This is a genomic window from Pseudonocardia sp. N23, assembly GCF_002583555.1.
Classification (GTDB): Bacteria; Actinomycetota; Actinomycetes; order Mycobacteriales; family Pseudonocardiaceae; genus Pseudonocardia.
Window position 1 is genome coordinate 132,692 of record NZ_BEGX01000155.1, and the last position, 13,627, is coordinate 146,318.

14 protein-coding genes are annotated in these 13,627 nt (G+C 73.5%); 11 read left to right on the forward strand and 3 right to left on the reverse strand.

Features of this window, described 5'->3' with window-relative positions; genetic code table 11:
• The first annotated feature begins 110 nt into the window (after positions 1-110).
• Entirely contained in the window at positions 111-1,361 is a 1,251-nt protein-coding gene (gene glgC, locus TOK_RS31125) for a glucose-1-phosphate adenylyltransferase (RefSeq protein WP_216362167.1), read from the forward strand.
• Positions 1,362-1,376: 15 nt separating this feature from the next.
• Here the strand turns inward: glgC and TOK_RS31130 are convergent, their stop codons facing one another.
• A complete protein-coding gene (locus TOK_RS31130; protein WP_098961546.1) occupies positions 1,377-1,934 on the reverse strand; it encodes an O-methyltransferase in 558 nt (185 codons plus the stop codon).
• Between the two features lie 242 nt (positions 1,935-2,176).
• On the opposite strand from TOK_RS31130, the gene sigE reads away from it, so the two are divergent.
• The 4 genes from sigE (at position 2,177) to tatB (ending at position 5,707) form a co-directional block, all read left to right on the forward strand.
• Entirely contained in the window at positions 2,177-2,839 is a 663-nt protein-coding gene (gene sigE, locus TOK_RS31135; RefSeq protein WP_098961547.1) for an RNA polymerase sigma factor SigE, read from the forward strand.
• On the forward strand, positions 2,836-3,516 hold the full coding sequence (locus TOK_RS31140; protein WP_098961548.1) for a zf-HC2 domain-containing protein: 681 nt from the start codon (positions 2,836-2,838) through the stop codon (positions 3,514-3,516). The genes sigE and TOK_RS31140 overlap by 4 nt, the downstream gene beginning before the upstream one ends.
• A 79-nt stretch (positions 3,517-3,595) precedes the next feature.
• Positions 3,596-5,233, forward strand: coding sequence for a S1C family serine protease (locus TOK_RS31145; RefSeq protein ID WP_141566641.1), 1,638 nt, complete (start codon positions 3,596-3,598; stop codon positions 5,231-5,233).
• 30 nt (positions 5,234-5,263) lie between these two features.
• Positions 5,264-5,707: a Sec-independent protein translocase protein TatB gene (gene tatB / locus TOK_RS31150; protein WP_098961549.1), complete on the forward strand. Its 444-nt coding sequence runs from the start codon at positions 5,264-5,266 to the stop codon at positions 5,705-5,707.
• Between the two features lie 274 nt (positions 5,708-5,981).
• Here tatB and TOK_RS31155 read toward each other — a convergent pair whose 3' ends face one another.
• Positions 5,982-7,388 (reverse strand): amidase, encoded by a 1,407-nt coding sequence (locus tag TOK_RS31155; RefSeq protein WP_253258777.1) that lies wholly within the window; start codon positions 7,386-7,388, stop codon positions 5,982-5,984.
• Between the two features lie 128 nt (positions 7,389-7,516).
• Between TOK_RS31155 and TOK_RS31160 the strand changes: the two genes are divergently transcribed.
• The 5 genes from TOK_RS31160 (at position 7,517) to TOK_RS31185 (ending at position 11,764) form a co-directional block, all read left to right on the forward strand.
• Entirely contained in the window at positions 7,517-8,032 is a 516-nt protein-coding gene (locus tag TOK_RS31160; RefSeq protein WP_172457895.1) for a DUF3830 family protein, read from the forward strand.
• 26 nt (positions 8,033-8,058) lie between these two features.
• Positions 8,059-8,826: an Asp/Glu racemase gene (locus tag TOK_RS31165; RefSeq protein WP_098961551.1), complete on the forward strand. Its 768-nt coding sequence runs from the start codon at positions 8,059-8,061 to the stop codon at positions 8,824-8,826.
• 34 nt (positions 8,827-8,860) lie between these two features.
• Positions 8,861-9,586, forward strand: coding sequence for a maleate cis-trans isomerase (locus TOK_RS31170; protein ID WP_098961552.1), 726 nt, complete (start codon positions 8,861-8,863; stop codon positions 9,584-9,586).
• 19 nt (positions 9,587-9,605) lie between these two features.
• Positions 9,606-10,331: a GntR family transcriptional regulator gene (locus TOK_RS31175; RefSeq protein ID WP_216362174.1), complete on the forward strand. Its 726-nt coding sequence runs from the start codon at positions 9,606-9,608 to the stop codon at positions 10,329-10,331.
• A 506-nt stretch (positions 10,332-10,837) separates the two neighbouring features.
• Positions 10,838-11,764, forward strand: coding sequence for an AEC family transporter (locus TOK_RS31185; protein WP_098961554.1), 927 nt, complete (start codon positions 10,838-10,840; stop codon positions 11,762-11,764).
• A gap of 78 nt (positions 11,765-11,842) precedes the next feature.
• Here the strand turns inward: TOK_RS31185 and TOK_RS31190 are convergent, their stop codons facing one another.
• Positions 11,843-12,997, reverse strand: coding sequence for an Mrp/NBP35 family ATP-binding protein (locus tag TOK_RS31190; RefSeq protein ID WP_172457887.1), 1,155 nt, complete (start codon positions 12,995-12,997; stop codon positions 11,843-11,845).
• Positions 12,998-13,125: 128 nt separating this feature from the next.
• Here TOK_RS31190 and TOK_RS31195 point away from each other — a divergent pair, with 128 nt between their 5' ends.
• Positions 13,126-13,620, forward strand: coding sequence for a MarR family winged helix-turn-helix transcriptional regulator (locus TOK_RS31195; protein ID WP_098961555.1), 495 nt, complete (start codon positions 13,126-13,128; stop codon positions 13,618-13,620).
• The last annotated feature ends 7 nt before the right edge of the window (positions 13,621-13,627 follow it).

Consider the following 13,627-nt stretch of genomic DNA (forward strand, 5'->3'; position numbering starts at 1 on the left):
GGTGGCCGGGTCGAGCCCCGGAGCACTAGGGTTCGCCCTGTGAGCGCGCACCTCCCGGCGGGACAGGGCTCCGCCGGACCGAACGCCGACGCCGGAGTCGGGGTGGGTCGATGACCACCCCCCGCTTCAGCTCCGGCCCCGTCATGCTGCCGGCGAACGTGCTCGGCATCGTCCTGGCCGGTGGTGAGGGGAAGCGGCTGTGGCCGCTCACCGCCGACCGCGCCAAGCCCGCGGTGCCCTTCGCCGGCAACTACCGGCTGATCGACTTCGTGTTGTCGAACCTGGTCAACGCGGGTCTGCACAAGCTGTGCGTGCTCACCCAGTACAAGTCGCACTCGCTCGACCGGCACATCTCCACGACGTGGCGGCTCTCCAGTGTGCTGGGCCAGTACATCACCACGGTCCCGGCGCAGCAGCGGCTCGGCCGCCGCTGGTACACCGGCAGCGCCGACGCGATCTTCCAGAGCCTCAACCTGGTCTACGACGAGCGTCCCGACTACATCGCCGTCTTCGGTGCCGACCACGTCTACCGCATGGACCCGGGCCAGATGATCGCCCAGCACATCGCGAGCGGCGCGGGCGTCACCGTCGCGGGCATCCGGGTCCCGCGCACCGAGGCCAAGGCGTTCGGCGTCATCAACTCCGACGCCGACGGGAAGATCATCGAGTTCCTGGAGAAGCCGTCGGACCCGCCGTCGGTGCCCGACGACCCGGACGTGACGTTCGCCTCGATGGGCAACTACGTCTTCACCACCGAGGCGCTGCTCGACGCGCTGCGCGCCGACGCCGAGGACGGCGACTCCGACCACGACATGGGCGGTGACATCATCCCGCGGCTCGTCGGCCAGGGTGACGCCGCGGTGTACGACTTCGCCGACAACGTCGTGCCCGGCGCGACCGACCGCGACTCGGGCTACTGGCGCGACGTCGGGACGCTCGACGCCTACTACGACGCGCACACCGACCTGGTCTCGGTGCACCCGATCTTCAACCTCTACAACGACCGCTGGCCCATCCGCACGTCGGTGACGACGTCGCTGCCGCCGGCCAAGTTCGTCGAGGGCGGCATCGCGCAGGACTCCATCGTCGGCGCCGGGACGATCATCTCCGGGGCCATCGTGCGGCGGTCGGTCATCAGCCCCAACGTGCGCATCGAGGCAGGCGCCGAGGTGTCCGACTCCGTCGTGCTGCCGGGCGCACACGTGCGCCGCGGAGCGGTCGTGCGTGGCGCGATCCTCGACAAGAACGTCGAGGTCCCGGAGGGGGCGCTCGTCGGGGTCGACCTGGCGCTCGACCGGGCCCGCTACACCGTCAGCCCGGGCGGCGTCGTCGTCCTCGGGAAGGGCGCGACAGCGCTGTAACCGCTGGTGGGCGGCTCAGGCGCGGCGGCTCGCGCAGAGCAGGCCCGCACCCAGCGGCAGCAGCACCGGCGCCAGCCGCGGGTCCTCGCGCACCATGTCGAGGGTCGCGCGGACCGCCACGACCTCGGGTCCGTCGCCCGTCGGCTGCTCCTGGACGCCGTGCAACGCCAGCACGCCGCCGGGGCGCAGCAGCCGGATCGCCTCGACCAGGTGGCTCGGGTACTCGGTGCGCACCCCGTCGACGACGACGAGGTCGTACCCGCCGTCGGTGAGCCGCGGCAGCACCTCACCGGCCAGTCCGACGATCAGCCGCAGCCGCGACGGGCCGTGGCCGGCGTCGAGGAACGTGCGGCGGGTGGCACGCTGCTGCTCGGGGTCGACGTCGATCGACGTGAGGACGCCGTCGGGTGCCATCCCGCGCAGCAGCCACAGCCCACCCCAGCCGGTGCCCGTGCCCACCTCGACGACGGCACGCGCGCTGACCGTCGCCGCCAGGAAGGCGAGAGCGGGGCCGAGCCCGGCCACCGGGGCGTCCTCCCGCACATCGGCGCGCGCGGGCTCGGGACGGGTCATGGCGCGAAGGCTACTGGGAGGCGGGCACGGGACCGGCGCGACAGCCCGGCGGGTCGCTTTCACAGGTTCTTCTCAGACCGTTCTCACACACCCTTCACGACATTGAGGAACTCTTGGACCATGCGGGGTCGGGGTCGTCGACCCAGCAGCCGCCGGAAGCCCGGGCACAGCACCGGGAACGAACTCCCCCGGTGGAACGTTCAGCGAGAGGCACGACCCGCTCCCTGGAGGCGCACCCACCGATGACCGACCGCCCGACCGCCGTGCAGGCAGGTTCCGCGACGACGACCCCCGAGTCGTCCGCGGTCGCCACCGTGCTGCCGGGGGACGGGGCGGACTGGACGCCGCCGAGCTGGGACGAGATCGTCCGCGAGCACGGCGACCGGGTCTACCGCCTCGCCTACCGGCTGACAGGCAACCCGCACGATGCCGAGGACCTCACCCAGGAGACGTTCATCCGGGTGTTCCGCTCGCTCGCGTCCTTCAAGCCCGGCACGTTCGAGGGCTGGCTGCACCGCATCACCACGAACCTGTTCCTCGACATGGTCCGCCGCCGCGCCCGCGTGCGCATGGAGGCCCTGCCCGACGACTCCGACCGCATCCCCGGCCAGGGCCCCGAGCCCGAGGTCGTCTTCTCCGAGACCCACCTCGACCCGCTGCTGCAGGCCGCGCTCGACGAGCTCGCGCCCGAGTTCCGCGCCGCCGTCGTGCTGTGCGACGTCGAGGGTCTGTCGTACGAGGAGATCGGCGCCACACTGGGTGTGAAGCTCGGTACCGTGCGGAGCAGGATCCACCGTGGGCGCGCCGCCCTGCGCAGCGCGCTCGAACGGCGGCGTGCCGAGGCGGCCGAGCTCGACGCCCTGGTCGGCGTCCGGACCGGAGTGACTGTGGAGGCAGCGGGATGACCCACGCGCGACGGCGCTTCGTGGTGAACGCACCCGACTGGGGCGAGGACCACCTCACCCTGGACGCGATCGTCGCCTACGCCGACGGCGAGCTCGCCGCAGGCGCGCACGCCCGGGCCGCCATGCACGTCGCGCACTGTTCCGAGTGCGCCGACGAGGTCGTCGCCCAGGACCAGACGCGGCTGCTGCTGAGCTCGTCCTCGGCGCCCGCGATGCCGTCGTCGCTGCTGTCGTCGCTGTGCAACATCCCGCAGGTCGCCGACCTGCCCGAGGCTCCCGCAGGCCTCGCCGTGACCGCCGACGGCCAGCTCGTCTCGGTCATGCGCCCGCTCGGCGGCACCGCCCCCGACCCGCGCCCGCCCGTCGCCGAGGTCCGTCTCGGGCACGGCCGCAGGCTGCGCATCGGTGCGGGTGTCGCGGTCAGCGGCCTCGCGCTCGGTGCGCTCGCCCTCGCGGCGCCGTCGGCGTCGCTCGACATCCCCGCCGTCGCCGCGAACGCGAACTCGCCCGCCCTGGGCTCCGCCGCGGCGCCTGCGGCCTTCGACGTGAATCTCGCGGGTCGCTCGGCCGTCGACCCCGCCGCGTCGACCGACCCGAACCTCGCCGACCTGGGCGACACCGAGGTCGGCTCCCGGCTCGCCGGCATGGCGCCGTCGTTCCTGCCGCCCTCGCGCTGACCGCGGCTACGCGGACTTCACCACGGATCCGGCAGGCTGAGCGGCGTCCCTTCCGCACGATCCCAGGAGCCGGCCGGCGATGACCGACGAGCACGACGGCGCCGATCCCGAGCCCGACTCCGGTTCCGGTACGCCCGGTACGTCGGCCGTCGAGGGATCGGGACGGCACCAGCGCGTCGAGCCCGCCGCTCCCGCGGCGCCTCCCGGTGGCGAGAGTGTGCCGCCGGTGCGATCCGACCCGCCCCGTCTCGCCCCGCGGCCGCTGGAACGCCCTTCCGTCGATCCCGGCGAGGCCGACGTGTTCGGCCGCCCCAGCGGCGTCGACGGCGGGTTCGCGCCGCCCCGCAACGGTTCCTCGGGCAACGGCCGCATCGCGACCGCCGTACCCCCGCCCGCCGCGCTCGCCGCCGCGTTCTCCCGCAGCCCCGGCGAGGGCACCGACCTGCAGCGCCCGCCGACGCCCGCGGGACCTGCGGGCGAACCCGGCGGCCCCGCGTTCTGGGACGACCCCGACGCCCCCGCCACCGCCGACCCCTGGCGCAACCCTGCCAGCCCGGTCCACCTCGGCGAACCCGCCCCCGGCGACGAGGAGAACCGGCCCACCCCCGCGCCCGGCGCCCGGCTCAGCGTCCGCGAGCTGCTCTTCGGCCGCCGCGTCCACCCCCGCGCACTCATCCTGCTGGCCGTGATCGCGCTGGCCGTCGGCGCGGTCGGCGGCATCGTCGGCCGGTTCACCGCCGACGGCGCCGAAGGTCTCACCGAGCCCGGCGCCACCCTGACCTCCACATCGGAGTCCAAGGAACGCCCGCCCGGCAGCGTCGCCGACATCGCCGCCCGCGTCCTGCCCGCCGTCGTCTCCATCGAGATCAAGGTCGGCGACCAGGGCGGCACCGGCTCCGGCGTCGTCATCGACGCGGCCGGCTACGTCCTCACCAACAACCACGTCGTGTCGCCCGCTGCCGCGGGCAACGGCGCGACGATCGAAGCCGTCTTCAGCAACGGACAGCGCGTCCCCGCCCGGATCGTCGGCCGCGACCCCAAGACCGACCTCGCCGTCATCAAGGTCGGTGTCGCCAACCCGACCGTCGCGCAGATCGGTTCCTCGTCCTCGCTCGCGGTGGGTGACGGCGTGCTCGCGATCGGCTCCCCGCTCGGGCTGGCCGGCACCGTCACCGACGGCATCGTCAGTGCCCTGAACCGACCGGTCCGCCTCGACGGCGGCGGCAGTGACACCAACGCCGTCATCGACGCCATCCAGACCGACGCCGCCATCAACCCCGGCAACTCCGGCGGCCCGCTGGTCGACTCCACGGGCGCGGTCGTCGGCATCAACACCGCGATCCGCAGCCTCGGCCAGGGCGAGGGCGGCTCCATCGGCCTCGGCTTCGCCATCCCGATCGACGACGCCCGCCGCATCGCCGAGGCACTCATCCGCGACGGCTCGGTCAAGCACGCCGACCTGGGCGTCAACGCCAAGTCGGTCACCGACGGCACCACCGACGGCGCCCAGGTGCAGAACGTCGTGGCCGGTGGGGCGGCCGCCGCCGCGGGCATCGTCGAGGGCGACGTCATCCTCACGGTGGGGGAGCGGGCCATCGCCGGGGCCGACGAGCTCGTCGTCGCCGTGCGGGAGCTGGCGCCCGGGCAGAGCGTGCCGATCGAGATCGTCCGCGACGGCCGCCCGCTCACCGTCACCGCCGTCCTGGCCTCGGACTGACGGGCCCGGCGTCCGAGTAGCATCGGCGACGTGTTCGACAGTGTCGGCTGGGGCGAGATCCTGGTGCTCGTCGTCGCCGGGCTGTTCATCCTCGGCCCCGAGCGGCTTCCCGGCGCCGCGGCGTGGCTGGGCCGCACCATCCGCCAGGTCCGCGAGTACGCCACCGGCGCCCGCGAACAGCTGCAGAAGGAGCTCGGCCCGGAGTTCGACGAGCTGCGCAAGCCGCTCGAGGACCTGCGCGGGCTGCGCGACTTCAACCCCCGCGCGGCGGTGAAGCGCACCCTGTTCGACGGCGGATCCTCGGACTTCGGCATCGACATGTCCAAGCCGCCCCTGCGAGGTGGCATCGACATGACCAAGCCCAACGGCCTCTCGGGCGCGAACGGCAACGGCAGCGGGTCCGGCCCCGAACGCCCGGCCGTGACGCCGCTGACCCCCGGCGAGCGCCCCCCGATCGACCCCGACGCGACCTGACCCGCGCCCGGCACGCACCGCCCCCCCCCGCGTTCCGACGTGTCACGGGTCGCGCCGGGACGTCCTCCCGGCACGACCGTGCGTGGGTGACCGGGCGGCAGCGGTCGGCCGACCCGCTCGGAGATGACCGACGGCCGAGCGTGTCGTCGGAGCGGCAACGCGACGCTGACGACACGTTCGAGAACGGCGAGCCCGGCGAACGTGTCGTCGGAGCGGGACGACAGCGCTGAGGACACGTTCGCCGGCCGGCCCGGGCCGGGTCGGGCCGGGCGGCTCAGCCCAGCAGGGGTGGGCGGCGGCGGTGGTGGTCGGTGGCCTGCTCGAAGGCGTGGGCGGCGGCCAGCACGCGCGGGTCGGTGTGGCGGGGGCCGACGATCTGCAGGCCGATCGGCAGCCCGGCCGCGGTGAACCCGCACGGCACGCTGGCGGCAGGCTGCTGGGTCATGTTGAACGGGTAGGTGAAGGGCGTCCAGGTCGTCCAGCGCCGCCCGTCGGGCGACTCCCTGCCCGCCCCGAATGCCGCGATGGGCAGCGTCGGCGTCAGCAGCAGGTCGTAGCGCTGGTGGAACGCGCCCATCAGCGTCCCGAGGTCGTTGCGGACGGCCATCGCCGTCAGGTACTCGATCGCGGTGTAGCGGGCGCCCTGCTCGGCGATCTCGACGAGGCCGGGGTCCATCCGCGAGCGGGCGTCGGCGTCGAGGGCCTCCACCGACTTCGCCGCCCCCGCGAACCAGAGCGTCTCGAAGGACTCGACCGGGTCGGCGAACCCGGGGTCGGCGTGCTCGACGGTGGCCCCGAGCGTCGCGAAGACGGCGGCGGCGGCCTCGACGGCGGCGCGCACCTCGTCGTCGACGTCGGCGAAGCCGAGGGTCGGGCTGACGGCGATCCGCAGCCCGGCGACGCCGTCGCCCAGTGCGGCGGTGCAGGTGCGCGGCGGGGCGTCGAGGGCCCAGGCGTCGCGGGCGTCGAAGCCGGAGACGACGTCGAGCAGCAGTGCGGCGTCGGCAACGGTGCGGGTCATGGGGCCGACGTGGGCGAGCGTGCCGAAGGGGCTGGCGGGGTGGTGGGGGACACGGCCGTAGGTGGGCTTGTGCGCGACGGTGCCGGTGAACCCGGCGGGGATGCGGACGGAGCCGCCGCCGTCGGTACCCAGCGACAGCGCGCCCATGCCGAGCCCGACGGCCGTCGCGCTGCCGCCCGACGAGCCGCCGGCGGTGAGCGTGGGGTCCCACGGGTTGCCGGTGACGCCGGTGAGCGGGGAGTCGGTGACGCCCTTCCAGGCGAGCTCGGGGGTGGTGGTCTTGCCGATCAGGACGGCGCCCTGTTCGCGGACGCGGGCCACGGGCGGGCCGTCGACGTCCCCGGGGGCCGGGTCGGTGGTGGTGGAGCCGCGGCGGGTGGGCCAGCCCGTCGTCAGCAGGATGTCCTTGATCGAGGTGGGGACGCCGTCGAGCACGCCGCGCGGGGTGCCGCGGCGCCAGCGTTCCTCGGACTCCTGCGCGTCGGCGAGCGCGCCCGCCTCGTCGACGAGGCAGAAGGCGTTGACGTGCCCGTCGAGCCGGGCGATCCGGTCCAGGGTGTCGCGGGTGGCTTCGACGGGGGAGAGCCCGCCCGTGCGGTACGCGGTGAGCAGCTCGGTGGCCGAAAGGTCGGCAGTGCTCTGACCTGCAGGAACGGGCACGCAGTGATCCTCTCGGGGTGGAGCGGACGGCATTGACACGCTAGGAAGCGCTCGTATGATTGTCAACAATCCGCGGCGTTGCGGCCGGTCCGGCGCTTCTTCCCACCATCCAGTGCGGGGTGATCGTGTTGTCCAGGTTCATCAAGATCGAACTCCAGAAGCGGGGCGTGTCCTGCGTCGCGGAGCTTCTCGAGAAGGAGGCGCCGCGCACCTCGGCAGCCGTCTGGGAGGCGCTCGGCCAGGGCGAGCTCGGGGGCGAGGCCCAGCACGCCAAGTATGCGCGCAACGAGGTCTACACGATGGTCCCGCGCTTCGGCGAGGAGATCGGCCAGGAGAACCCGACCGTCACCCCCATTCCCGGCGACGTCGTCCTGTTCTCGTTCCCCGGCGGCATGCTCGACAAGTCGTTCAAGGTCGACCAGGGCATCGACCACCTGCCGGGCGTCATCGACCTGGCGATCTTCTACGGACGTAACAACCTGTTGATCAACGGCGACGTCGGTTGGGTACCGGGCAACGTCTACGCGTCGATCGTCGAGGGTCTCGACGTGATGGCGGAGGCGTGCCACGACGTATGGCGGTCGGGGAGCGTCGGGGAACGCCTGGTGTACTCACGCATCACGGACCGACCGGGTCCACACTGACCGTCTGCTGATCGAAGGGGGCGCGCATGCCCACCGAGCCCTCCGTCGGACTCACCGGCTGCGCCGCCTCGGACGATCAGCCCGGGATCGGCGTCGTCGCGCCGTTCGACTTCGCGCTCGACCGCGAGCTGTGGCGGTGGGCCCCGGACGACGTCTCGCTCTACCTGACCCGGCTCCCGTTCTTCACGACGCCCGTGACCGTGGAGATGGCCGTCGCGATCGGGGACCGGCGGGCGCTGCGCCGCGCGACACGCGACGTCCTGACCCCGCGGCCGGGTGTCGTGACGTTCGCATGCACGTCGGGAAGCTTCGTCAGCGGTGCGACCGGTGAGTTCGTGCTGCGCCGGACGATGCTCGAGGCGGGCGCGCCCACGGTGTCGACGACGTCGGGTGCGCTGGTGGAGGCCCTGCAGCTGCTCGGCATCCGGCGCCTGGCCGTCGCCACCCCCTACATCGACGCCGTCACCGACCGGCTCGCGTCGTTCCTCGGCGAGCACGAGGTGGAGACGGTCGCGCGGCAGGGCCTGGGCCTGCTCGGCAACATCTGGCGCGTCAGCTACGACGAGGTCGTCCAGATCGTGCGGGCCGTCGACCGGCCCGACGCCGAGGCGCTGTTCATCAGCTGCACCAACCTGCCGACCTACGACGTCATCGACCCGCTCGAGCAGGCCCTCGGCAAGCCCGTGATCACCGCGAACCAGGTGACGATGTGGGCCGCGCTGCGCGCCATCGGCCGGGCGGCGATCGGCGGCGGGGCGCTGCTCGCCGAACAGCAGCGGCTGTCAGTGGCTTGACCCGGGCCCCACGTTTGTAGGATTGTCGACAATCATGAGCACCACCGTCGGAATCCTGTACCCGGGTTACTCGGCCGAGGACGACTACCCACGCGCCGAGGCCCTCCTCGGCGACGGCAGCAGGCTCCCGCTCGTCCACACCGAGATGCGCGAGGACGCCCACCGCGTCGACGCTCTCCTCGACATCGGGGGCGACGACGTCCTCGCCACCGGCGCGGCCCAGGTCGCCGCGCAGGCCGGACCGCTCGACTCCATCGTCTGGGCCTGCACGTCGGGCAGCTTCGTCTTCGGCTGGGACGGCGCCGCCGCCCAGGTCGCCGCCCTGCAGGAGGTCGCGGGCGTCCCCGCCTCCAGCACCTCGTTCGCCTTCGTCGACGCCTGCCGCCGCCTCGGCATCACCCGCGTCGCCGTCGGCGCCACCTACCCCGACGACGTCGCCGAGCGTTTCGTCGAGTTCCTCGGCAAGGCCGGCATCACCGTCCTGTCCCTGTCGGCGCGTGGGATCATCACCGCGGCCGAGGTCGGCACCCTGCCCGGCGACCTCGTCCTCGACCTCGCCGCCGCCGCCGACCACGCCGACGCCCAGGCCGTACTGCTGCCCGACACCGCGCTGCACACCGTCGACCTGCTCGACCGCCTCGACGCACGCGTCGGCAAGCCGGTGCTCACCGCCAACCAGGTCAGCATCTGGCAGGGACTGCGGCTCGCCGGCTCCTCCCGCGCCCGGACCGGGCTCGGCACACTCTTCGCGGCGGACTGACCAAGGAGACGCGGTGGAGCTGGACCTCGACGACCTCGAACCCGTGAGCCGGCGCTCCACCGCGGCCATCGTCGCCGACCGGCTGCGCCGAGCCGTCATGCGCGGCACCTTCCCGCCCGGCGCCCAGCTCGGCGAGGTCGAGCTCGCCGCCCGCCTCGGCGTCAGTCGCGGCCCCCTGCGCGAAGCCATGCAGCGCCTCGTCGCCGAAGGCCTGGTCCGCAGCGAACGGCACCGTGGCCTGTTCGTCCGCGATCTCACCGCCGCCGACGTCCGCGACGTCTACACCGCCCGCAACGCCGTCGAACGCGCCGCCGGCCTGCTGATCCTCGGCGGCGACCGCACCGAGGCCGTCGCCGTCCTCACCACGGCGCTCGCCGAGATGGAGGGCGCGGCCGCGGCGGGCGACGCCGTCGCCCTCGCCGACGCCGACCACCGGTTCCACCACGAGCTCGTCGCCGCCTCCGGCAGCCCGCGGCTGCGGCGGATGGCCGACACCCTGCTCGTCGAGACCCGGATGTGCCTCACGGCGCTGCAGGACAACCCGCCCCCGCCCGCGGAGCTGGTCGCCGACCACCGCGCCCTGCGCGACGCCGTGCGCGACGGCGACGCGGACCGCCTCGTCGCGACCCTGCAGGCCCACATGGCCGACGCCGTTGCCCGCATCCTCGACGTCGCCCCGGTCACCGTGGCCGGACCGGCCCCCGACGTCCCCGACGACCCGCCCCCACCCGCCGGCGCGGCCTGACCCGTGAGTGACTCCGGTGCGTCGAACGGCCCTGGTCGTTGCGGCGTACCGGCGTGACAATCGTGTGTCCGGACTGCTCGAGGCCGGAGGCGCCGTGTTCCGGACCAGGGGGCCATCGGGCGAAGGCGGCGACGCGCCGAAGGGCCCGCGGCGAGAGCCTCGGCCGCCGGCAGGACAGCGCCGGGCTCGATGTCCGGGGCCGGGGACGATCGGGCTCGGCGTCCACGGCGTCCACGGCGTCCACCTCGTCCGCGACGTCGTCGTCCGGGGCGGCAGCACCCCGACCACGGACCCGACCGACCCGGACGAGCTCGGCCCGGACATCCTCGCCGTCGAGTACCCACCTACCGGCTGGTGAACGCCGGGATCCCGTCCGCCCGACACCGGGGTTCGTGAGTGGTGATGGTCGCCCCAGCGACCATCACCACTCACGGGTTGTGCCGGCGCACACGTCTCGGCGCGTTCGTTGCGCATTGCACACTAACGTCGGCATCCGTGACGGAGCGGTGACCGGGGTTCTCCAGGGCTTCCTGGTGCTCGCCGTCATCGTGGCCCTCGGCTGGGGGATCGGGCGTTCCGGCCTACTCGGCCCCACGGCGGTGGAGGTGCTGTCGCGCACGGCGTTCTTCGTCGCCAGCCCGGCCCTGCTGTTCTCGACGCTCTCGGTCGCCGACGTGCACGCCGTCTTCTCGGGCGCGTTGGCGGTCACGGCGGTGTCGTCGAGCGCGGCGTGCGTCCTGTACCTGGTGTTCGCGATGCTGCGGCGCCGCCCGGCGGGCGAGTCGGTGGTGGGCGCGATGTCGTCGGGCTACGTCAACGCCGGCAACCTGGGCCTGCCGATCGTCACCTACGTCCTCAAGGATCCGACGGCGATCGCCCCGGTGCTGCTGTTCCAGCTGGCGGTGCTGGGCCCGATCGGCGCGACGGTGCTGGACACGCTCACCCGCCGCGAGGACGGACGGCCCGCCTCGCTGTGGCGGACGATGGTCGCGCCGCTGCGCAACCCGATCTTCATCGCCACCGCGGCCGGGCTGGTCGTGGCGTTCGCGGGGTGGCAGGTGCCGGAGGTCGTGATGGCGCCGGTGCACCTGGTGGCGGGGGTCGCGGTGCCCGGGATGCTGCTGGCGTTCGGGGTGTCGTTGCACGGCGCGGCCCGGCCGGGACAGGGCGAGGTGGGCCCGCCGCTGGTGGCGGTGTCGGTGCTGAAGAACGTGGGGCAGCCGGCGATCGCGGTCGCGGTGGGGCTGCTGCTGGGGATGACCGGGCCGCGGCTGCTGGCCGTCGCGGTCTGCGCGGCCCTGCCGACGGCGCAGAACATGTTCGCCTACGCGGTCCGCTACCGGCAGGGCGTGACGCTGGCGCGGGACGCGGGCCTGGTGACGACGGTCCTGAGCGTCCCGGTGATGATCGGCGTCGTGGCCCTGCTGGCGTAGCACGCCTGGCTGCAGGACCGGCACGGTCCCGCAGCCCGGTTGCGGGACGGTGCCGTTCCTGCAGGAGGAACCAGGATCTCAGCGACCCGCCGGTGAGATGCCCAGGCTCATCCCGGCGAGGCCGCGGGCGCGGGTGGCCAGTTTGTCGGCGACGTCGCGCAGGGCAGTCCCTGCGGGGGAGTCGGGGTCGGCCAGCACGATCGGGGTCCCGCTGTCGCCGCACTCGCGGAGCCTGGGCTCCAACGGGATCTGGCCGAGCAGGGGGACGGGCGCACCGAGGGTGCGGCTGAGCGAGTCGGCGACGGTGGCGCCGCCGCCGGAGCCGAAGACCTCCATGCGGGTGCCGTCGGGCAGCTCCATCCACGACATGTTCTCCACGACACCGGCGAGCCGCTGCTTGGTCTGCATGGCGATGGAGCCGGCGCGCTCGGCGACCTCGGCGGCGGCCTGCTGCGGCGTGGTGACGACGAGCAGCTCGGCGTTGGGGATGAGCTGCGCGGTGGAGATGGCGATGTCGCCGGTGCCGGGGGGCAGGTCGAGGAGCAGGATGTCGAGGTCGCCCCAGAAGACGTCGGCGAGGAACTGCTGCAGGGCGCGGTGGAGCATCGGCCCGCGCCACACGACGGGGGTGTTGCCCTCGACGAACATGCCGATCGAGATGACCTTCACCCCGTGGGCCTGCGGCGGCATGATCATGTTCTCGACCTTGGTGGGCCGCGCCTCGGTGCCCAGCATGCGGGGGACGGAGTGGCCGTAGATGTCGGCGTCGACGACGCCGACGGACAGCCCCTTCGCGGCCATGGCGGCGGCGAGGTTGACGGTGACCGACGACTTGCCGACGCCGCCCTTGCCGGACGCCACGCAGTACACACGGGTGAGCGAGCCGGGCTGGGCGAAGGGGATGACGGGTTCCTCCGAGTCACCGCGCAGGCTGCGGCGAAGCTCGGTGCGCTGCTCGTCGGACATGACGTCGAGCTCGACGTCGACCTCGCGGATCCCGGCGACGGCGGACACGGCCTCGGTGACGCGGGAGGTGATCGTGTCGCGCATCGGGCAGCCGGCGACGGTCAGGTAGACGGCGACATGGGCGACGCCGTCGGCGGACACCGTGACGCCCTTGACCATGCCGAGCTCGGTGATCGGTTTGCGGATCTCCGGGTCGTCGACTTTCGCGAGCGCGGCCCGAACCGCCTGCTCGACGGTCTGCGATCCGGTGTTCCCCATGACGGACATCAGGTCTCCGTTGCACCTTCCAGCTGGCGCCCCGACGGCGACCGGCACACCTGCCGGCGCCCGCGGCGAGAGACCACCATCGTACGTGCGTGCCCGCACGCACCGGCGCATCCGTAGCATCTGATGACGTGACGGACATCGCCGATGCCGCCGCGGGTACCGCCCGCGACGGTGATCCGGGGGGACGGCGGGCCGTGCCGACCGACGAACAGCTCGCCTCCTGGCGGGCGTTCCTCAAGGCGCACGCCACGATCACCCGGGTCCTGGAGACCGAACTTGTCGCGGAGCAACGCCTGTCGTTGGCCGCCTACGACGTGCTGGTCCAGCTGGCCGAGGCGCCGGGGAGGCGGTTGCGGATGACGGAGCTGGCCGACGCGGTGCTGTTGTCCCGCTCGGGGGTGACGCGGTTGGTCGACCGGCTGGAGCGGGACGGTCTGGTGAGCCGCTCGCCGGTTGCGGGCGACGGGCGCGGGGTGGCGGCGACGTTGACCGAGGCGGGGGTGAACCGGCTGCGGGTGGCGGCGCGGACGCACCTGGCCGGGGTGTTGCAGCACTTCGTCGAGCGGCTCGATCCCGAGGAGATGGCCGCGTTGGAGACGATCGGCGGCAAGCTCGCGGTCTGACCGGACC